The sequence below is a fragment of the Pedobacter agri genome, from assembly GCF_032678665.1.
Classification (GTDB): Bacteria; Bacteroidota; Bacteroidia; order Sphingobacteriales; family Sphingobacteriaceae; genus Pedobacter; species Pedobacter agri_A.
In genome coordinates, this window is record NZ_JAVTSH010000001.1 from 620,254 (window position 1) to 641,118 (window position 20,865).

The window sequence follows — 20,865 nt, forward strand, 5'->3', positions numbered from 1 at the left end:
TGTTTTTTCGTTAAAATGGTATCATATTGGCTATATAGAATTGAAAATGGATTTTAAATCGTTTAAAGAGATGTTGAAGAGAATATTTTTTGTAATTTTTACAGCAGCAGTACTTGCCTGCCATGCTGAACCTAAGCCACAACCTATTGTGGAGGGCGTTACAAATGTGATGCCTGATGAGCAACAAAAGTTGGTAATTAAGGAAGTTGTAAATCTCATTGAAAGTTACAACTATAAAAAAATCCAAATCAACGATTCTATCTCATCTTTAATTCTGGATAAATACATCAAATCCTTAGATCCGGGGAAAAATTATTTTCTGGCGTCTGACATTAAAGAATTTGAAAAATACAGAACTACACTTGATGACGATTTCAAAAATGGTGATTTAAGTGGTCCATTTTATATTTACAACGTTTATGCTAAAAGGTTAAATGATTATTTTAAATATTCATTGGTACAGATTAAAAGCAAATTCGATTTCAACCAAAACGATACCTACGTGTACGATAGGGAGAAATTACCATGGGCAGCGTCATCAACAGCCTTAAACGAAACCTGGAAAAAAAGAGTAAAGTACGAATTGATCAACCTGAATTTAGCAGGAACGGCTCAGGATAAAAATGTAGAAACACTCACCAAACGTTATCAAAATCTCCAATCGCAAACTTCTAAAACCAATAATCAGGATGTATTTCAAATCTTGATGGATGCTTTTACAGAGTCTGTAGATCCACATACCAATTATTTCGTACCAACAAGAGCTACTGAATTTAACGAGGAAATGTCTCGCTCATTTGAAGGTATTGGTGCCAGATTACAGCTGGAAAATGAAGTGGTTAAAATATCAGAAATTATTCCAGGTGGTCCTGCTTTTAAAGGAAAACAATTAAGTGCTGGCGATAGAATTATTGCGGTTGCGCAAGCTGATGGAGAATTTGTTGATGTGGTTGGCTGGAGATTAGATGTTACCGTTACCAAAATAAAAGGCCCAAAGGGAACTAAAGTGCGGTTAAAAGTGATTCCAGTTGGAAAAGAAATGTCTTCTAAACCGGTAATTATCGAATTGGTTAGAGAGAAGATCATTCTGGAAGATCAATCAGCAAAGAAAAAAGTAAAAACCATCAATACAAATGGTAAAGATTATAAAATCGGCATCATTTCGTTACCAGCGTTTTATGCAGATTTCAAAGCCGCAAATGCTGGCGATAAAAACTATAAAAGCACCACACGTGACGTAAGAAAGCTTGTTGATTCGTTAAAGAACATCGATAAAGTTGATGCAATTGTGATGGATTTACGTGGCAATGGTGGTGGTTCATTGGTTGAAGCAATTTCACTTACAGGATTGTTTATTGATAAAGGACCTGTGGTACAGGTGAAAGATTCAAGAGGAAAAATTGAAGTAGATGAAGATCAAACATCAGGCGTAGCATGGGATGGTCCATTTGGCGTGATGATTGACCGTTTAAGTGCTTCTGCATCTGAAATTTTCGCTGGTGCAATTCAGGATTATGGCCGGGGCATTGTGATGGGTAGCCAGAGTTATGGAAAAGGAACCGTTCAGTCTTCTATCGATTTAAATAAACTGGTTAACCCAGGCATGCTTCAAAAAATAGCCGGCTTAGTTACCAGAGATAAAACTATTGGAACTTCGCCCAGTACCGCTAATCCTGCCGATATTAATCTTGGCCAGATTAATTTAACAATGGCTAAATTTTATCGTGTAGCCGGAAGCAGTACACAGCACAAAGGCGTTACACCTGATATCGTTTTCCCATCACTTTATCCAATGGATAAAATCGGAGAAGATACGGAACCATCTGCTCTACCTTGGGATGTGATTCCAAGTTCCAATTTTAAAGCTGTTGCCAATTTAAACGCAATTAAAGCAGGTTTAATTAAGAATAGTGAGCAACGTATTGCTAATTCTTTGGATTTTAAATATGTAAAACAAGACATTGCGGAGTTGAAAAAACGCGATACTGAAGTTTCAGTTACTTTAAACGAGAACAAATTAAAATCAGAGCGTGATGCACAAGAGGCAAAATCGTTAGCCAGACAGAACGAATTAAGAGCTTTGCGAGGTCTACCTGCCATTAAAAAAGGTGAAAAGGTTACTAAACAGGACTCATTTGATTTTATTGAAGATGAATCATTAAAAGTAATGGGCGATTTCATGCAACAATCTGGTAATTACGTAATGAATTTGGGCCTTGCAACCTCACCTAAGCTTTAATTAATACATTTATAAAAAAAGCGAGCCACCTGTAATCAGGTGGCTCGCTTTTTTTATAGACAATTGTTTATGAATTTAATTAAAAGATTGCCTGAAAGCGGAAGGTGTGAGATTGGTTTTAGATTTAAATAATTTGGTAAAGGATTGTAAATGTTCAAAGCCTAACGCGTAAGCAATTTCGCTCACAGAAAGATTTGTTGTTGATAGTTTTTCTTTTGCCAAATCAATCAGTTTTTGATGTAAGTATTGTTGTGTATTCTGCCCGATAAGTGTTTTTAATAAACCTGAAAGATAGCCTGGCGAAACGTTAAGTTTTTCGGCGATATACGCCACGGTTGGCAATCCTTTTTTCACTAAGTCGTCCTGTTCAAAATACTCTTTCACAATATCTTCCAAACGATCCAATAGCTGGTGGTTTATAGCTTTGCGTGTAATAAACTGTCGGCCGTAGAAACGTTGAGCGTAATTGAGCAGGAGCTCCAGTTGCGCAATCACCACATTTTGAGTAAAGTGATCAATATTACTATTGGTTTCGGTTTTCACTAGTTGAGCAATTGCATTTAAAACGGTTTCTTCATTTTCGGATACATGTAAAGCTTCAAATAATGAATAATCAAAAAACTCATAATTCTTAATTGTTCTGGCTAATGGTGTATGCCATAAAAATTCGGAGTGAAAGAGAATCATCCAACCCGTTGAATGATGTACGTTATTTTCATTAGTTTCTACGGTAAAAACCTGTCCGGGCGCCATGAAAAATAAAACGCCATCTTCAAAGTCGCTCATTTGCTGCCCGTATTTTATTTTCGCATCCGGCACACGTTTAAGCGCAATGGAGTAAAAATCAAAAATCATTGTTCTTGATCGACCATTAAACGGCATGCGCACATCGTCCATATTCACAACACTCACCAGCGGATGCCCTGGTTTGGGCAGCCCGGCGAGTTTATGATATTCTGATATGGTTTTGAAACGATATCGGTTTGAAGCTTCCATTTTACAATTTACTGAAAATAAACACCATTCTCCAAGTCATGAATCAAACCAGAATGTTTAGGTTCCCAGTTCAAACGTTTACGGGTTAGTTGCCCCGATGCAGGCCCGTCTACACTCACAAAATGTTCGAACCAACCAAAGTGCTCAGTTACCTCATTTCCTGATTTAGACACCACAGGTAAGTTAAGTTGTTTACCAATGGCCTCTGCTATTGATTTAAGCGTAATCGATTCTTCAGCAACTCCATGATAACGGGCACCAGGTGTCGCTTGTTCTAAAGCCAGCCTGTAAAGTACGGCGGCATCAAGCCGGTGAACTGCCGTCCATTGATTTTCTCCCTTGCCAACATAGGCTGATTCGCCTTTTTTACGAGCAATATCAATGAGCATGGGTACGAAACCATGGAAATCTCCTTCACCGTGAACAGATGGCGACAACCGTACTACTGCTACCCGAACATTTTTTTCTGCAAGCTTATCTACCGCTTTTTCTGATGCAAGCCTGGGATTTTGTCCGTTGTAATTTGGCAACATTTCTTCAGTTGCCAAATGACCAGGATTAACAACCAGTGTTCCTGAAGTTACAATGAAAGGCTTATCAGTTCCTGCTAATGCATCTCCCATGGTTTCTATTGCGATGCGATCAATTTCACAAACTGCTGCAAAACGGGTAAAGTCATGAATGAATCCGGTATGAATGATACCATCGGCAGCTTTTGCCCCTTGCCTTAAACTTTCCAGGTCTTCAAGATCTCCCTTGTGTACTTCAGCTCCTGCCAGCAATAATGCCTTTTCTGCTTTTTCATTTCGGGCAAGGCCTAACACTTCATGACCAGCATTGATTAATTCTTTTACTACGGCTGAACCTACAAATCCGGTTGCCCCTGTTACAAAAACTTTCATAATTGATTATTAATGATTAAATATTTATGTTCGATTGTAGATGAATGCTCATCTACATCACCATACAAAATTCAACCAATTTAATTGCAGAAGTTTAGGCTAATCTACTTTTGATTTAGCCAAATCGCTTATCGTTTAAAACAAAAAAAGACCGCTGCTTTTGTTTGCAACAGTCTTTTAGCGAGTAAAAAAGCTATTAATCTTTCTTTATAGGATTCTGGCTCAATTGCATGGCCATCATTTCTTTCATGGTTTTATTCATGCCTTCAGTGCTTCCATCCAAAAAGATGATGTTCCCTTCACCATACTCAGCGAACTGTTTAATGGCTTCTGTCCACATGGTGAATAAAATTACCGAAGTATCAAGGTTGGCTTGTTGCATTTCATGCGCTGCATTGGTCATACCTTTTGCCACCTCTTCTCTAAACAAAGCAATACCTTGGCCACGAAGCTGTGCAGCTTCACGCTCGGCCGTTGCCGCAATTTTGATGGCATTACCATCTGCTTCAGCACCTTTGGTTTTAGTAATTAATAATGCCTGACCTTCATTTTCGGCAGCCGCTTTTAAGTTATTGGATGCCACCACGCGACTCATCGAACGCATAATTTCTTCATCGAAAGTAATATCATTTAATTGAAGATCCTGTAAGTGATAACCCCATCCATCTAAAACCTGATCAATTTGCTCTTTAACGTGTAATACAATTTCATTACGTTGCGCCAATACATTTGCTTGTTTTTGCGTAGCCACATAAGCACGAATTGAGCCTTCAATGGTTCTGATTAATGCCTGCATTAAATTAGTTGCATCTACGAACTTAAAAGCTACATTTTTAATGGTTTCCTCATCCTGATTAACCACAGAATATAGCAGCATGGCCTTGAAGTAAACATTGGCCTGATCTTGAGTAACGGCCTGAAATGATAATTCTACCGAACGGTTTTGAATAGAAATGCGGGAGTAGATTTGTTCAATCAGAGGAATCTTAAAGTTTAGTCCCGGGCGAAGTTGTCTGCGGTATTTTCCAAAAACTGTTACCACCGCTATCGTACCTTGTTTAACCGTAACAAAGGAGCTTAACAGAATAATGAGGAGGAGAAAACCGAGAATGTAAATAGTGTATTGCATAATTAGATTTTTTTATGAAGTTATAAAAAATAAAATACAAACATCACCCTTTAAAGCGCTGCAAAACAAAAGGATTTATTTTTTGTCTATATACTACTTAAAAATCTAATCATGAATGTAAAACGCACTTTCGGAACAGTACTTACCATCTTAGGCATTATTGGGCTAATTTATGCAGGCTGGGGCTTTGTAAATCACAGCCAACAAACCAGAGGATTGCTGGTATACGGTGTAATCGGTTTGATATTCTTCGTATCGGGAATTGGCTTGGTTAAAAATACCAAAGATGAAAGTTAACAGGCAAATTACTGCTTTTTCTTATATCTTATAATTTGATATTGGCTGAAAGCCACCAGGCATCCAGCCAATATTATAATTCCAGCAGACCAGATATTTTTTGGGTTTTCATTGATGTAATAGGCTGCAACCAACACTAAGATTGCTGCAGAAATGGCAATAATATAATGGAGAATTAATCCTTTTTTCATTTGAGATTGAGGCTAAAGTTAAGGTTGAGGCTGAGACTGAGGTTAAGGTTGAGGTTCACCGTTTGAGCTTAATTGTTCTTTCATTGATATTCTGTTATCCTCAAACTGAAGCTGATGGCCGATAAAATCGATATTCGTTAATTCTTTTATGCGCTTAAAGGCCCTGTTATTTCCATCCACGGTTAAACGGTTAATTTTATCCTGCTGTACCGAAACCACATCAGCAAAAAGAAAATCACCTTTTGCATTGATTTTGAGTTGAAGCAGCGGTGCAATGCCGTTATTGCCTTTCAAGCTTAACATACCATAGGTGCAAAAATTACCAAGGCTGTAAGCGATAAATTTGTTTTTATACACCTCAACAGCCCGGGTTACGTGAGGACCATGGCCTAAAACCACATCTGCGCCTGCATCAATAACTGCATGAGCGAACTTGTAAACATTTCCTCTGTTTTCGTTGTAAAAAATTTCATTTTTGCGTGGTACATGCTCAAATCTGGCGCCTTCTCCACCGCCATGGAAGGAAACAATCACGATATCTACCTGTTTTTTCAGGCGGGCAACCAAGGCTTTGGCACTATCAATTTTATTAATTGAAACCGTGTTCTCATTTGGAGCAAAAGCACAGAAAGCGTATTTAACACTGTCTTTCTCAAATATTTCGAAGGGTTTGTTCAGTTGTCCGGCATAATGAATTCGTAGTGAATCCAAAATTCGGGTCGTATTTTTCCGGCCTTTAGCATCAAAGTCTCCAACATGGTTATTGGCAATGCTTAACACATTAAAACCTGCCTTTTTATAAATTCCGGCATAACGTTCGGGCATTCTAAAAGCATAACAATTATTTGGGTTAATGCCGTTGCACTTATTTGAATTTCCTGAGTTTAAAAAGCAACCTTCTAAATTTCCGAAAACAATATCTCCTTTGAGCAAACTGTCTACCGCTTGAAAACTATTTACAGCATCATCTGGTGGTAAATTCGTTTTAGATGGAAATGCAGAACCCAACATGATATCGCCAACAGCGGTGATGGAAATCGTATCTTTTATTTTTCTGATAACGGTATCTTGTTTTTCAGCAGGGGCTGCTACTTGAGCGCTATTACTGGTACAACTTAAAAATACGATTACAATAAGGGAGGATAAGATTATGCTATTGGTTAATTTCATTTATAACTTTTATGGTAAAAAAAATCCTCCAAAATTGCTTAAGGAGGATTATATCTATTCAATCTAAAATCGTATTCCTACAATCGCAAATTGGCTTATTCTACAGTAAATTCTTTTTTAAACGATTCTAAAATCCTTCCGCCTTTATAAAAGTAGCGGCTGTAATAAGGTTCATTTAAATTACTAATAACCACACCGCGTGAGCTGGATGCATGAGCAAATCTGTTATCTCCCAGGTAAATACCAATGTGAGAAATACTTCTGCTTTTTATTTTGAAGAAAACCAAATCACCTTCTTTCAAATCATCTTTAGCTAGTGGGTCAACCATACTAAAAATATCGCGTGAATTTCTTCTGATGGTGGTGTTGAAAACTTTGTCGTAAATCGCCTTTGTAAAAGCCGAACAATCAATCCCTTTTTTGCTCGATCCGCCGTAGCTATATGGCGTTCCGATCCATTCGTACACAAACTTATATAATTTCAAGTTTGAAGTCGCATCAACGGCAACACCCATTACCTGCGAGAAGTATTGAGAGGCTAAGTTGTCGGGATCATTTAATTCTTTACCAGATTCTTTTGTTTTTGTTTGCGCAAATGCGGCTGAGAGCGTGCAAATAGCGATTAGGGATGAAAACAAAAATTTTTTAATCATGTTATACAGTTATGTTTGGGTATTCACTTACACAGTAACGTAAACCACATGGGCTTATTGTTGGTTGCCAAAAGTATTGATTATACAAATGTTATCCAAATGTTACCTGTTAAAAAGTGAAAGTTATTAACATTTTAACGATTTCGACTTGTTAGGAAACGAAATTTAGATTGAAATATTATTTCGAAAATCAGTGTCTGTGACTATCGGTTTCGAAAGTCCTGCTATCCCTGCAATCTTTTGCGATCGTTAATTCCAAGCTTAAAAGCATCTGCCTCAAAAGTATTTTCGTCCCATCAGGTTTAAGTTTATTGGCTTGTTGTCCTTGGGAACATAACCAACCCCGCCAAATTTGTTCTGCAGAACCTGCTCCCCTCCTTATTTTCAAGGAGGGGCCGGGGGTGGTTTAAACCAGAATTAATCAATCGCAATGACCCTAGCAACTCTATTTAATGGTTGGTGTCTTCACCAACCATTCTCTATTTCGTTTGGTAGGATACCAACCGATAAATAAAAGCTCAAATATAAATTTGTTCTGCAGAACCTGCTCCCCTCCTTATTTTCAAGGAGGGGCCGGGGGTGGTTAAACCAGAGTTAATCACTCGCAATGACCCTGGTAACTTAAGCCCGACAGCAGCAATTATCCTTTTTTGTTGCAAGATCTTTCAATTTCAGAAGAAATTCACAAAAAAGATAATGCGAATGGCGGGACTGCGCTAACATAGAAGCTACTGTAATTGCCTTCCAAATAAAAATATATAAATTACGGTAATGGGCTATTTTACAGAATTATATTTCATCATTTATAGAAACCATTACTTTGATAAACTGTGAAATTAAAATATGTGAAATCGACGTTTTAAGTGAAATAGGCAGGGTGAAGAAGTTTTTTCGGCAAAACAACTATTAATTCTACAATTGTATGAAAGTGTATGATGTTTTTACACTGAAAAGTGCCAAAAATTACAATAAAAAAATTAGATTTGCTGTCGCAAAAAAACAAATATCCTAAAATGAGTGCAGTAGAAATAAATAAAGATACTTGGTTAAAATGGTTCGAATCGATGTTGCTGATGCGCAAATTCGAAGAGAAAACTGGCCAATTATACGGACAACAAAAAATTCGTGGCTTTTGTCATTTATACATTGGGCAAGAGGCTGTGGTTGCAGGAGCAATTTCTGCAATGCAAAAAGGCGATTCGATGATTACTACTTACCGTGATCACGCTCATGCTTTAGCTTTAGGTGTTAGTGCCGATAGCATTATGGCAGAAATGTATGGTAAAGCTACTGGTTGCTCTAAAGGCAAAGGTGGTTCAATGCACATGTTTAGCAAAGAACATAATTTTTATGGTGGCCATGCAATTGTTGGAGGTCAGATTCCACTAGGTGCTGGTGTTGCTTTTGCAGAAAAATACAAAGGAACTGATAATGTTAACATTTGTTATATGGGCGATGGCGCTGTACGCCAGGGTGCATTAAATGAAACTTTTAACATGGCCATGTTGTGGAAATTGCCGGTAATTTTTGTTTGCGAAAACAATGGTTATGCAATGGGTACTTCGGTACAACGTACTACCAACATGACTGATATTTATAAAATCGGCTTAGGTTTCGATATGCCATGTGCTCCGGTTGATGGTATGGACCCGGTTGCCGTACACAATGCAATGGATGAGGCAATTCAACGTGCCCGTAAAGGTGAAGGACCAACTTTCTTAGAGATGAGAACTTACCGTTACCGTGGTCACTCAATGTCTGACCCTGCAAAATATCGTACTAAAGAAGAATTAGAAGATTATAAAGCAAAAGATCCGGTTGAACTTGCAAGAGAAACGATTCTTAAAGAAAAGTATGCAGACCAAGCCTGGATTGAAGAAGTAGAAGCTAAAGTTAAGGCTACTGTAGATCAGGCGGTGAAATTCGCTGAAGAGTCTCCATGGCCAGATGCATCTGAATTATACAAAGATGTATACATGACTGAGAACTACCCTTATGTAATGGACTAATTTTAAAAAGATTTCAATTAATTAGATATAATGGCTGATGTAATTAAAATGCCCAAAATGAGCGACACCATGACCGAAGGGGTTTTGGCGAAGTGGCATAAAAAAGTGGGTGATAAAGTAAAAAGCGGCGATGTTTTGGCAGAAGTAGAAACTGACAAAGCAACAATGGACATGGAATCTTATTGGGATGGTACACTTTTATACGTTGGTGTAAAAGAAGGTGAAGCTGTTCCGGTTGATGCTGTAATGGCCGTTATCGGCAAAGAGGGTGAAGATTTTCAGGCTGCTTTAGATGCTGAAGGAGCTGGAAGCGAAAAGCCTAAAGCTGAAAGCGAAGCGCCTAAAGCCGAAGATAAAAAAGAAGAAGCTGCTCCTGCTCAAGGTGGTGGTTTAAGTGAAGAAGAATTAGCAGCAAAAGGTGTTACGGTAATTCGTATGCCTTTGTTAAGCGATACCATGACTGAAGGCGTTATTGCTGAATGGCATAAAAAAGTTGGCGATAAAGTTAAGGATGATGATGTTTTAGCTGATGTAGAAACCGACAAGGCGACTATGGAAGTAATGGGCTATGCAACCGGAACTTTATTACACATTGGTGTAGAAAAAGGTCAGGCGGCTAAGGTTAACGGCATTATTGCTATTGTTGGTCCTGAAGGAACTGATGTTAGTGGAATTTTAGCGGGTGGTTCTGCTCCTAAAGCTGAAAGCGAAAAGCCTAAAGCTGAAAGTGAAGAAGCGCCTAAAACAACTGCTGATGCTGGTTCATCTGCTCCTGTTGCAGAAAGTTCTTCTGATAGCCGTGTGAAAGCTTCGCCTTTAGCTAAAAAAATTGCTAAAGATAAGGGAATTGATTTATCGCAAGTTGCAGGTAGTGCAGAAGGTGGCCGTATCATTAAAAAAGATATTGAAAACTTCAAACCAGCTGCTGCACAAGCAGAAAGCGCAAAACCTAAAACTGAAAGCGCTGGTAGCTCAGCTGCTGCGCCTGTAATTCCAACATTTGTAGGTGAGGTTAAATTTACGGAACAACCTGTTTCGCAAATGCGTAAAGTAATTGCAAAACGTTTGGCTGAAAGTTTATTTACTGCGCCACATTTCTATTTAACCGTAAGTATTGATATGGATAACGCAATGGCTGCCCGTACGGCAATCAATGCAGTTGCTCCTGTTAAAGTTTCTTTCAACGATTTAGTAATCAAAGCGGTTGCTGTTGCCTTGAAAAAACACCCGGCGGTTAATTCATCATGGGGTGGCGATAAAATCCGTTTCAACGAACATACTAACATTGGTGTTGCTATGGCTGTTGAAGATGGCTTATTAGTACCTGTGGTTCGTTTTGCTGATGGTAAATCTTTATCACACATCTCTGCTGAAGTAAAAGATTTCGGTGGTAAAGCAAAAGCTAAAAAATTACAACCTGCAGATTGGGAAGGTTCTACTTTCACCGTTTCTAATTTAGGTATGTTTGGTATTGATGAGTTTACATCAATCATCAACTCTCCTGATGGTGCAATTTTATCAGTAGGTGCTATCCAGGCAGTTCCTGTTGTTAAAAATGGTGCGGTTGTTCCTGGTAACGTAATGAAATTGACTTTGGGTTGCGATCACCGTGTGGTTGATGGTGCAACCGGAGCACAATTCTTACAAACGTTAAAAGGTTTATTAGAAGAGCCGATTAGACTATTAGCTTAATAAGCTGTCATCCTGAGCTTGTCGAAGGATTTTAAATAATATTAAAGCCATTCCTGAAAAGGAGTGGCATTTTTGGTTAAAAGGTTTTCAAGCAGATTTCGAGGATTTTCGCCAATTGATCATAATATTTTTATAGTCCATTATTACGGATTGAGCCAGATTTTGGTGCTAAATTGATCATTAAAACTAAATAAATATTGCGTAAAAGACACTCCCGCAGATCTTGGAGATTTCCGCTGATTGATTATTATAGCTATAGTCCATTCACTTTTCTATGAATAGATTCGGCAATGTTCACAGTATTAAAATTAACAAGCAGACCTAATTTAATGCCTGATAATTTTAAGTAGGTTAGCACTTGTTTGTGATGTACAGCGGCCAGCATTTCAATAGATTTTAATTCAATTATGACCAGGTTATTAACCAGCAAATCAATTCTATAGCCAACTTTGAGCTTCATACCATTAAAAATAATTGGTACTGGAACCTGCCTTTTAACAGTTAAGCCTTTTTCTAGTAAGATATGACAAAGAACCACTTCATAAGCTGATTCTAATAATCCGGGACCAAGAGCATTATAGGTGGTAAATATTGCACCTCTAATGATATAAGAAATTTCATTTTCATCCATAGCTGAATAATTAGTTTCGCATTCGGATGATTATACCAAATTAAGAAAAATCTGCGAAAATCTAATGGATCTGCGGGAGGAAAAAGCTTTGAATTACCATAGTAATATAAACAACAATAGAGCCTGTGTAATCTTTCAACTCTGGAAACAAACAAATCCTAAACCCTTTCCCTAATACTTTGTTAATATTGAAACCCCACAATCATGGACAAAGAAAAATTAATTCAAGAGGCTTACCTTGTTTCACATAAAATAGAAGAGAACGGAAATTTTCCCAACAATCCCAATTTGCCTTTGATGATTTACAAAGGTGCGTTCTTAATTCATCCTGATGAAACAGAAGAAGTAATTAAAAAAGTTTTCGCTCAGAATGGCTATACCAATGCCTGGGTTGATAGCATTTTTGATTACCAACATTACCACAGCAATACGCATGAAGTGATGGGGGTATTTTGCGGCAAGGCCGATGTACAATTCGGTGGCGATCATGGGGTTTGCATAGAATTAGATAAGGGCGATGTTGTAGTAATTCCAGCTGGCGTAGCACATATGAAATTAAATTCAAGCGATGATTTTACCGTTGTTGGTGCTTATCCTAATGGATCAGACTATAACCTGAAATATGGCAAAGCAGAGGAACGTCCGGAAGCTGATGAAGATATTGCCAAGGTGAAAAACCCCGATAATGATCCTGTGTACGGCAGTAAAGGTCATTTGTTTGAGTGCTGGTACAAGCAAAATTGCGCAAATGTTTAAAACTCTTTCCATTTAACCGTCTAAAATTCTTTAATTTTCGGGTTTTAAATACACTATCCTTATAATTAATGAATTTTAGATTTATATGTTCAGCATTAGCACTCTCTTTAACAGTTTTCACCGCTTGCAACAGCAAAAAAGCAGAAGAGCAAAAAGCAGCTGACGCCAAAATCCGTGTTAAAGAAGATGACAAAGCGGATAGTCTGTTAATCGCCTACGATCCAGCTAAGGGAGATAAATGGATAGCCGATTTTGTACAAAATCTTCATAAAAAGTACGGGTTTAATGGCAATATGCTGGTGGCTAAAGATGGCAAAATTCTTTATGAAAAAGCGATTGGGTGGGCCGATTATCTTCATCGCGATAGCTTAAAAATCACTTCTGAGTTCGAACTGGCATCCATAACCAAAACTTTTACCGGAACGGCCATTATGCAATTGGTAGAAGCAGGTAAACTTTCACTGAATGATAATGTAAAGAAATTTTTCCCAAATTTCCCATATGATGGAATAACGGTTAAACTTTTGCTCACGCACCGTAGTGGAATGATGAATTATGTTTATTTCATTGATGACATCTGGCGGAAAGAGAAACGCAATATGAAAAAGGGCGTAAGCAACCAGGAGGTGATGAATGTAATTGCCGAACGCAAACCTAATCCTTACGTAAAACCCGATAACCGCTTTCATTACAATAATTCTAACTTCATGGTATTGGGCGCCATTATTGAGAAAGTTACTGGTCAACGTTTCTCTCAGTATATGATGGAGCATATTTTTAAACCAGCAGGCATGAAACATACCCATGTTTACAGCACCACCGAATACGAAAAAATTCCGGTTGATGTGGTTGGCCATGACCGCACCTGGAGGTATTCTGTAGCCCAAAATTTTCTGGATGGACCTGTAGGCGATAAAGGAATTTACAGTACTGTTCATGATCTGGTACTTTATGATAAATATTTAAAAAATGGTCGTTTACTAACCAAAAAAAGCACAGATTCATCTTATGTGGGCCGCAACAAACCCGTGAATGGTCATTTTAATTATGGTTATGGCTGGAGAATGTTTGATGGCGAGAAAATGGATAAAGTTGTTTACCACACGGGTTGGTGGCATGGTTTCCGCCATATTTACGTACGCGATTTAGATAAAAATATTATCGTAATTTTCTTGGGTAACTTAACCAATGGAAGTTTGATGCATCTTGATGATTTGTATAAACATTTAAATATGCCAATTATCCGCAAAGGAGCTTACCACGGAAATGGAAGTTTACCGGGAAGCGATGAAGACTAAAAAATATAAACCTCGAAGATTTGATTTTCGAGGTTTTTTCTATTTTAAGTGATATTGATCTACATAAAAACACCTTAGTAAAAAACAATTTAGCTTAAATTCGTTTTATAATAAAAACAACAAATTATGTTCGATAAATTATTCGCGGCACAACAAAAAGCCGAAGAGATTAAGAAACGTTTAGATACCATCTCGGTATTTGGCGAGGTTGAAAACGGGGCCATCAAAATTACCGCTACTGCTAACAAAGCCATTACAGGAGTTTCAATTGATGAAGAATTTTTTAAAAATGCTGATAAAGAAGAGCTGGAAGAATTACTACAAACTGCGATAAACAAAGCCCTGGCAAATGCTGAAGAAGTGAGCGCTACAGAAATGCAAGCCTCTGCGAAAGATATGTTAGGCGGTTTAGGCGGAATGTTTGGTCAATAAGCATTCCCTTTATCTGCTCATTCAATTATTCAATCTTAAAACATAACATGAAATATACTTATTATGGCCAATCGTGCTTCTTAATTGAGGCAGATGGCAAGAAATTCCTGTTCGATCCATTTATTAAATCAAATCCACTGGCGAAAGATGTAGATACTTCTAAAATTGAAGCTGATTATATTTTGGTTAGCCACGGCCATGGTGACCATGTTGCAGATTTGGTTGAGTTAGCCAAACAAACCAATGCTGAAGTAATTGCCATGGTAGAGGTTGCCAAGTGGATTAAAGAACAGGGGGTAGAAAAAGTAACAGACATCAACTTTGGAACGCAAAAATTATCTTTCGGCAAACTCCGTACAGTATGGGCAGTGCACAGCAGCTCAAATCCCGATGGTAGTTATGGTGGAAATCCAGCCGGATTTGTATTGGAACTAGCAGGCAAACAAGTTTATTTCGCCGGAGATACGGCTTTAACAGTTGAAATGAAACTATTGGCTGAATTATACAATTTAGATTACGCCATCTTACCAATTGGTGGGCATTACACCATGGACGTTGATGATGCGATTATTGCTTCGAAATATATCGATTGCGATCAGATTATTGGAGTTCACTACAATACTTTCCCACCGATTAGTATTGATACCGAAGATGCTACAGCAAAGTTTAAACGAGAAAGTAAAACGCTGTGGCTCCCTCAAATTGGTGAAACAATAGCACTATAAAACAAAAAAGGGGATTGATTCACATCATCCCCTTTTCCAAAACTATAAATCTAAACCTAGTTCTTTTTAGCAGCCGCTTTGTTTGCTTTGTAACGCATATCAGCTGTTCCGTCTTTTTTTGTAGGACCTACAACCTTAGTTACTGCCTTTGTTTTATTTTCTTTGAAACGCATATCTGGCGTACCATCTGCTTTCAGTTTTGCAGCCGTTGTGGTTGTTTTTGTTTCAACTTTCTTTGCTTCTTGTTTTGCACTCGCTTTTACTGGCGCAGTAGTTGTTTTCACTTCCTTTTTAACAACTTGTTTAGCCTGTGCTGTTGTTGCTGGTGTTTGTGCAAATGCCGTGGTTAAACCAAATGCTGCGATTGCGATTAAACTCAATAATTTTTTCATACTCGTTTTTTAAATTTGTTAATATAAAATTGATTAATCGGGATGAAGTTTCAATGAAGATAGGGAATTCATTTATTTTAATTAAACCAAAAATTAATATTTATGGCATATTCTACATTTGTGGGTTTATTAAATACACGTCCTGGAATCCATTTTGGGGAACTTTGCAAAACCCGGATGGCTTCTTCGCTCAGGGAACGATCAGGCGAAGATACCACCATAATGTCTACAATTTCTCCCTGTTTGTTAATCGTAAATCGCAAATAAACTTTCCCCCGGATGTTATTTAGTCTTGCCTGAACTGGATACCTAACACTACTACCAAGATATTTATAGAAAGATTGAATGCCTTTAGGATACGATGGTGCTTTGAAAATACTATCTTTCGAGATGGCTTTCCCATTTAAATCCAGATAAGCACTATCAACAATTTTACTATTTAAGTCAAAAGTTTCTTTTAGTGCAATTTCACCTGTTTGGTAAATTATCCTCCATTCCCCAACCTTTTTCCCATCAACATAATTTCCCTGTTCCTGAATATTGCCGTTATCCCAATAAGTTGTAAATAGTCCGTTTAGATTATTTGAAGCATACATTTTTGAACTTGTCGCACTTCCAATAGTATCATACGTTATCCACATTCCTACCCGTTCATTGTTTAAGTAAAATCCTTTTCTATAGATTTTCCCACCTTCGTACTCAAGGTAAATTCCATTTAACGTGGTTAGTAATGAGTCAGAAAAACTTTCTTTAAAAATAGGAATGAGATCTTTGTTTGATGTGATCCTAACCCAACTTACACTATCTTTTTTAAAAACCTTATAAATTAAAGTGGCTTTATCTGCTTTTTTAGTTAATGTTCCATTCAAACTATAGGTAACCAACGTATCGCTTTTTTGAGCAATGGCATTAAATGAAAGTATGCTTAAAATAAATATTAAAATTATTTTCATTTTAATGTGCTGCCAGCCAATTTTCTCCCTCACCAATTTCAACTACAATTGGAACGGTTAATTTAATTGCATTGGCCATTTTATCTTGAATAATTGCTTTCATAACCTCTTTTTCTGATTTTACTACATCAAAAACCAACTCATCATGTACTTGCATGGTCATCGTTGATTGTAGGTTTTGTGCTTTCATTTCTTTGTGAATATTAATCATTGCTATTTTAATCATATCCGCAGCTGAACCCTGAATAGGTGCATTAATGGCATTTCGTTCCGCAAAACCACGAACCGTTTGATTAGCCGAATTAATATCTCTTAAATAGCGCCTCCTGCCCATAATCGTTTCTACGAATCCGTTTTCACGGGCGAAGTTCATTGTATCACTCATATAACGCTTAATGCCTGGGTACTGAGCGAAATATTGTTCAATAATTTCTGCCGCTTCCTTACGTGGAATGCCCAAATTTTGAGATAACCCGAAGGCAGACTGACCATAAATGATACCGAAGTTTACGGCTTTTGCATTTCTACGTTGTGTACTATCTACATCTTCAATGGCAATGCCATACACTTTTGCTGCCGTGGCGGTATGGATATCGATGTTTTTGCTGAAAGCGTCAAGCATATTCTCTTCTTTGCTAATCTCTGCAATAATCCTCAGTTCAATTTGCGAATAATCGGCTGATAACAAAATATGGTTTTCATCTCTTGCGATAAAGGCTTTGCGCACTTCCCTTCCACGCTCGGTACGGATTGGAATATTCTGCAAATTAGGATTATTTGAACTTAACCGACCCGTGGCAGCTACAGCCTGATTGTAGGAAGTATGAACACGACCAGTTTTTGGGTTCACCATCAGTGGCAAAGCATCAACATAAGTAGATTTTAGTTTCTGCAACTGGCGAAAATCCAAAATATCCTGAACGATATCACTTTTGCTTGCCAAAGCCGTTAGTACATCTTCGCCGGTTTGGTACTGTCCGGTTTTGGTTTTTTTTGCTTTTGGATCGAGCTGAAGTTTATCAAATAATACTTCACCCAGTTGTTTCGGCGATGCCAGGTTAAATTTGATGCCAGCCTTATCATAAACATTCTGTTCAAACTTAACAATATCAGTTTCCAGCTCTTTGGAATATGCTTTCAGTGTTTCAATATCTATGCGAACACCTTCCTTTTCAATGTCGGCCAAAACATACACCAATGGGTTTTCAATCTCATCAGCCAATTTAGCAGCATTTAACTCCTTTAATTTTGGTTCAAAAACATGAGCCAATTGCAAGGTTACATCCGCATCTTCGGCGGCGTAATCAACTACATCAATTACAGGAACATCACGCATGGTTAATTGATTTTTGCCTTTTGCCCCAATCAGTTTAGTAATTGATATTGGTGAATAACCCAGATAGTTTTCTGAAAGTACATCCATGCCATGGCGGGTATCAGGATCAATCAGATAATGTGCCAGCATGGTATCGAAAAGTTTGCCTTTTACCTGAAGCCCGTACCATTTCAATACTAAAATATCGTATTTGGTATTCTGACCAATCTTTTCAATATTTTCATTTTCAAGTACAACACGGAATTCATCCACGATTGCCTGAGCTTCTTCTCTTATTTCCGAAACCGGAATATAGTAGCCGCTTCCTGGTTTTATTGAAAAAGATAGGCCCACTAAATCTGCCATATTCGCATCAGTTCCTGTGGTTTCTGTATCAAATGATATTTTCTCCTGCGTAAGCAATAGCTTTATTAAATCAGTACGTTGCGCTGCCGTTTCTACTAAAACATAATCATGCGCAGTATTTTCTATTGTTTTGGCAGGTAATTTTTCAGCAGGCTCTTCTTCTAAGGTATTGGTATATTGAATGGTTTCGCCAGACTGATTTCCAAAAAGATCGGTTTGTGTGCCTTCTCCAAATCGGGCTGTGGTAACAGAAAACTCATCGCCAAAAACACGGCGACCTAATGTTCTAAACTCCAGCTCCGTAAAAAGTGGCTCCAACAAGTCACGACTTGGATCGCAAAGTTCCAAACTTGCTTCATCAAGTTCTACCGGAACATCTAATAAAATGGTTGCCAGCTTTTTTGAAATTAATCCCTGCTCCGCAAAGTTCTCTACATTTTCCCGCTGTTTTCCTTTAAGTTCATGAGAATGCGCAATGATATTCTCCATCGAACCGTATTGTTTAATTAAAGCTTTTGCAGTTTTTTCACCTATCCCCGGAATTCCAGGAATGTTATCCACGGCATCGCCCCATAAACCTAAAATATCGATAACCTGTAATACGTTTTCAATTTCCCATTTTGCCAAAACCTCTTTCACGCCCAAAATTTCCATATCGTTACCCATTCGGGCAGGTTTATAAATGAAAATATTTTCAGAAACCAGTTGGGCAAAATCCTTATCCGGTGTCATGCAATACACCTGAAAACCTTTCGCCTCCGCTTTTTTTGCAAGCGTACCAATAATATCGTCTGCCTCGTAACCATCTGAAGTGATTACCGGAATATTAAATCCAGTGATTAACTTAATCACATATGGCATCGCAGCAGCCAAATCTTCAGGCATTGCCTGTCTATGTGCTTTGTACGCTTCGAAAGAAGTATGTCTTTCAGTAGGTGCTTCTGTATCAAAAACGACAGCAATATGCGAGGGTTTTTCTTTCTTCAGCACATCGAGCAAAGTATTGGTAAAGCCCATTACTGCCGATGTATTAATCCCAGTAGAAGTAAAACGAGGATTTTTACTTAATGCAAAGTGTGCCCTGTACATGAGCGCCATTCCATCTAGAAGAAAGAGTTTTTTATTCATGTGATAAAAGTAGCTAAAGTTAGCGATAAGGTTAAATTGCTTTTTCAACAAAAAAACTAAAATTAATTATTGAATTCTGGTATTTTCATCATCATCAAACTAAAACGCCTAATGAGAACATTTTACACCATTATCTTCTGTTTAGTTTTAAGCTTCGCGAAAGCCCAACAGCCAATAGACACCTTAATTACCTACATCACCTTCGAAAACCTGAAGGGTTATAGTAAAGGATACGGCACTTCCATAGATCGCCCGGTTGGTTCTGGTGCCTTTGTAAATTTAGCAGATCGCGGTGCGCTACAAATTTCGTATGGCAAAGCTGGAAAATTCTTTCAGATGGCCTGACGGCTCAGCAATTGATTTTTCGAAAAGAAGCAGTACCAGTGGCAAAAGTGGAATTGTTGATCGTTATACCTTGACAAATCCTTCCACTAAAGCGGTGGTAACAATTTTTGTCGACCCTTATCACTTAGATTCCGCTTTCTATATACCAGAAGGATTGGTGTTGGTAAACAAAGAAAGTTTGGCCAAAGATATTGCTCCTCACCTTAAAAAAATAGAAGAACTTAATGCATCATCTGATCCTTATCTGGAACGGGAAGCTGTGAAACAGGAAATGAATTACGTCGCAATGAAATTCGGTATTGGTGCCCTTGTTAATAAAGAACATCTTCGCAAAATGATGACGGATACCCAGGCCAGTAATGATTTAAAAAACTATCTTTTTAATGCCTACATTTTACATAAGTTTTATGCGATGGGTCGCAATACGCTTATAACAAAATGAAATCAGATTTCTTAAAATTTCAGCAAAAGCATCCTGATGTAGAAGTTGGAAATATCAAAATTAATTTGAACTAGCAAGATTTAAAAATTTGTTGCGTTATTTGTATTAAGCCTTATTGATATGAAATTTCCATTTTTTACATTCATACTTTTTCTTTTCGTTAATTTGGGTTTTGCTCAGGATTTTATTGTTAAAAATAATGATGATGTAATTCGCGGAACCATAAAAGGAACCGATTATTTTTCGGTTTATATCAGTGCTAATGACGAAGCAGATGTAATTCTTCCTGCAAAAGATGTGAAAAATTTCTTTTGGAATGGAAACAGTTTTGTAAGCAAAGGTTTTGCAAACGGAAAAAATTTCGAATACCGTTTTGTAAAGCTGATCGAGATGGGAACAGTAAACCTATATTCTTTTGGTGGCGGAACGCTTGTTCCCGCAGTTAAGGAGAAAAAGGTGAAGTTCAGGCCTTCAGTTGGTATTGGCACCGGAACCGGTGGTTTTGGCGGAATGGGAATGGGCGGCGGAATTAGTATTGGAGGTGGAAGAAGTGCAGAGCCAGAACGCCCTGCCGGAGCTCCTGTTGTTCGTTATTTTATTGAAAAACCTGGGACAGGTCCTCTACAAGAGGTGCCCATGAAAGCTATAACCGATGAAGATAAGAAAGAGAGTGTTAAAGCAATCTTGCTTCAAAAAATGAGCGATAATTTGAGCTTGAAAGCCAAAGTGGAAAGTGGTACTGAGTTTAATAGTCGGGAGGTAATTGAGTGGGTAAAGGAATACAATGCGGCAAAAAAATAAACC

At 37.8% G+C, this 20,865-nt stretch carries 21 protein-coding genes; 11 read left to right on the forward strand and 10 right to left on the reverse strand.

Features of this window, described 5'->3' with window-relative positions; genetic code table 11:
• The first annotated feature begins 70 nt into the window (after positions 1 to 70).
• Positions 71 to 2,239 carry a carboxy terminal-processing peptidase gene (locus R2Q70_RS02820; RefSeq protein WP_316806146.1) on the forward strand — a complete coding sequence of 723 codons (2,169 nt, stop codon included), beginning with the start codon at positions 71 to 73 and terminating at the stop codon, positions 2,237 to 2,239.
• A gap of 75 nt (positions 2,240 to 2,314) precedes the next feature.
• On the opposite strand, the gene R2Q70_RS02825 is transcribed toward R2Q70_RS02820, so the two are convergent.
• The 3 genes from R2Q70_RS02825 to R2Q70_RS02835 all read right to left on the reverse strand — a co-directional run bounded on the left by R2Q70_RS02825 (position 2,315) and on the right by R2Q70_RS02835 (position 5,266).
• Positions 2,315 to 3,235 carry a helix-turn-helix transcriptional regulator gene (locus R2Q70_RS02825; protein WP_316806147.1) on the reverse strand — a complete coding sequence of 307 codons (921 nt, stop codon included), beginning with the start codon at positions 3,233 to 3,235 and terminating at the stop codon, positions 2,315 to 2,317.
• A gap of 8 nt (positions 3,236 to 3,243) precedes the next feature.
• The gene (locus R2Q70_RS02830) at positions 3,244 to 4,137 is read right to left on the reverse strand and encodes an SDR family oxidoreductase (RefSeq protein ID WP_316806148.1); all 894 of its coding nucleotides are present in this window, start codon (positions 4,135 to 4,137) and stop codon (positions 3,244 to 3,246) included.
• A gap of 196 nt (positions 4,138 to 4,333) precedes the next feature.
• The gene (locus R2Q70_RS02835; RefSeq protein ID WP_316806149.1) at positions 4,334 to 5,266 is read right to left on the reverse strand and encodes an SPFH domain-containing protein; all 933 of its coding nucleotides are present in this window, start codon (positions 5,264 to 5,266) and stop codon (positions 4,334 to 4,336) included.
• A 111-nt stretch (positions 5,267 to 5,377) separates the two neighbouring features.
• On the opposite strand from R2Q70_RS02835, the gene R2Q70_RS02840 reads away from it, so the two are divergent.
• Positions 5,378 to 5,563 carry a hypothetical protein gene (locus tag R2Q70_RS02840; RefSeq protein ID WP_010600506.1) on the forward strand — a complete coding sequence of 62 codons (186 nt, stop codon included), beginning with the start codon at positions 5,378 to 5,380 and terminating at the stop codon, positions 5,561 to 5,563.
• Between the two features lie 8 nt (positions 5,564 to 5,571).
• On the opposite strand, the gene R2Q70_RS02845 is transcribed toward R2Q70_RS02840, so the two are convergent.
• The 3 genes from R2Q70_RS02845 to R2Q70_RS02855 all read right to left on the reverse strand — a co-directional run bounded on the left by R2Q70_RS02845 (position 5,572) and on the right by R2Q70_RS02855 (position 7,577).
• Positions 5,572 to 5,754, reverse strand: coding sequence for a hypothetical protein (locus R2Q70_RS02845; RefSeq protein ID WP_316806150.1), 183 nt, complete (start codon positions 5,752 to 5,754; stop codon positions 5,572 to 5,574).
• 42 nt (positions 5,755 to 5,796) lie between these two features.
• Positions 5,797 to 6,924: a CapA family protein gene (locus tag R2Q70_RS02850; protein ID WP_316806151.1), complete on the reverse strand. Its 1,128-nt coding sequence runs from the start codon at positions 6,922 to 6,924 to the stop codon at positions 5,797 to 5,799.
• A gap of 95 nt (positions 6,925 to 7,019) precedes the next feature.
• Positions 7,020 to 7,577 (reverse strand): C40 family peptidase, encoded by a 558-nt coding sequence (locus R2Q70_RS02855; protein ID WP_010600504.1) that lies wholly within the window; start codon positions 7,575 to 7,577, stop codon positions 7,020 to 7,022.
• A 1,013-nt stretch (positions 7,578 to 8,590) separates the two neighbouring features.
• Here R2Q70_RS02855 and pdhA point away from each other — a divergent pair.
• Positions 8,591 to 9,586 carry a pyruvate dehydrogenase (acetyl-transferring) E1 component subunit alpha gene (gene pdhA, locus R2Q70_RS02860; RefSeq protein ID WP_010600503.1) on the forward strand — a complete coding sequence of 332 codons (996 nt, stop codon included), beginning with the start codon at positions 8,591 to 8,593 and terminating at the stop codon, positions 9,584 to 9,586.
• Between the two features lie 30 nt (positions 9,587 to 9,616).
• Positions 9,617 to 11,278 (forward strand): pyruvate dehydrogenase complex dihydrolipoamide acetyltransferase, encoded by a 1,662-nt coding sequence (locus R2Q70_RS02865; RefSeq protein WP_316806152.1) that lies wholly within the window; start codon positions 9,617 to 9,619, stop codon positions 11,276 to 11,278.
• Between the two features lie 253 nt (positions 11,279 to 11,531).
• Here the strand turns inward: R2Q70_RS02865 and R2Q70_RS02870 are convergent, their stop codons facing one another.
• A complete protein-coding gene (locus tag R2Q70_RS02870) occupies positions 11,532 to 11,909 on the reverse strand; it encodes a GxxExxY protein (RefSeq protein WP_316806153.1) in 378 nt (125 codons plus the stop codon).
• A gap of 204 nt (positions 11,910 to 12,113) precedes the next feature.
• On the opposite strand from R2Q70_RS02870, the gene R2Q70_RS02875 reads away from it, so the two are divergent.
• The 4 genes from R2Q70_RS02875 to R2Q70_RS02890 all read left to right on the forward strand — a co-directional run bounded on the left by R2Q70_RS02875 (position 12,114) and on the right by R2Q70_RS02890 (position 15,120).
• Positions 12,114 to 12,665 (forward strand): cupin domain-containing protein, encoded by a 552-nt coding sequence (locus R2Q70_RS02875; RefSeq protein WP_316806154.1) that lies wholly within the window; start codon positions 12,114 to 12,116, stop codon positions 12,663 to 12,665.
• A 68-nt stretch (positions 12,666 to 12,733) separates the two neighbouring features.
• A complete protein-coding gene (locus R2Q70_RS02880; RefSeq protein ID WP_316806155.1) occupies positions 12,734 to 13,963 on the forward strand; it encodes a serine hydrolase domain-containing protein in 1,230 nt (409 codons plus the stop codon).
• 126 nt (positions 13,964 to 14,089) lie between these two features.
• Positions 14,090 to 14,395: a YbaB/EbfC family nucleoid-associated protein gene (locus tag R2Q70_RS02885; protein WP_316806156.1), complete on the forward strand. Its 306-nt coding sequence runs from the start codon at positions 14,090 to 14,092 to the stop codon at positions 14,393 to 14,395.
• Between the two features lie 47 nt (positions 14,396 to 14,442).
• Positions 14,443 to 15,120 carry a metal-dependent hydrolase gene (locus tag R2Q70_RS02890; protein ID WP_316806157.1) on the forward strand — a complete coding sequence of 226 codons (678 nt, stop codon included), beginning with the start codon at positions 14,443 to 14,445 and terminating at the stop codon, positions 15,118 to 15,120.
• A 56-nt stretch (positions 15,121 to 15,176) separates the two neighbouring features.
• Here R2Q70_RS02890 and R2Q70_RS02895 read toward each other — a convergent pair whose 3' ends face one another.
• From R2Q70_RS02895 to polA, 3 genes are all read right to left on the reverse strand, one after another.
• The gene (locus R2Q70_RS02895) at positions 15,177 to 15,512 is read right to left on the reverse strand and encodes a hypothetical protein (RefSeq protein WP_316806158.1); all 336 of its coding nucleotides are present in this window, start codon (positions 15,510 to 15,512) and stop codon (positions 15,177 to 15,179) included.
• A 77-nt stretch (positions 15,513 to 15,589) separates the two neighbouring features.
• The gene (locus tag R2Q70_RS02900) at positions 15,590 to 16,465 is read right to left on the reverse strand and encodes a TonB family protein (RefSeq protein WP_316806159.1); all 876 of its coding nucleotides are present in this window, start codon (positions 16,463 to 16,465) and stop codon (positions 15,590 to 15,592) included.
• A 1-nt stretch (position 16,466) separates the two neighbouring features.
• Positions 16,467 to 19,274, reverse strand: coding sequence for a DNA polymerase I (gene polA / locus R2Q70_RS02905; protein ID WP_316806160.1), 2,808 nt, complete (start codon positions 19,272 to 19,274; stop codon positions 16,467 to 16,469).
• 111 nt (positions 19,275 to 19,385) lie between these two features.
• Between polA and R2Q70_RS02910 the strand changes: the two genes are divergently transcribed.
• The 3 genes from R2Q70_RS02910 (at position 19,386) to R2Q70_RS02920 (ending at position 20,862) form a co-directional block, all read left to right on the forward strand.
• The gene (locus tag R2Q70_RS02910; protein WP_316806161.1) at positions 19,386 to 19,619 is read left to right on the forward strand and encodes a hypothetical protein; all 234 of its coding nucleotides are present in this window, start codon (positions 19,386 to 19,388) and stop codon (positions 19,617 to 19,619) included.
• Complete coding sequence (locus R2Q70_RS02915; protein ID WP_316806162.1) at positions 19,585 to 20,061, forward strand: hypothetical protein; 477 nt, start codon at positions 19,585 to 19,587, stop codon at positions 20,059 to 20,061. The genes R2Q70_RS02910 and R2Q70_RS02915 overlap by 35 nt, the downstream gene beginning before the upstream one ends.
• Before the next feature lie 120 nt (positions 20,062 to 20,181).
• Complete coding sequence (locus R2Q70_RS02920) at positions 20,182 to 20,862, forward strand: hypothetical protein (RefSeq protein WP_316806163.1); 681 nt, start codon at positions 20,182 to 20,184, stop codon at positions 20,860 to 20,862.
• Positions 20,863 to 20,865 lie beyond the last annotated feature (3 nt).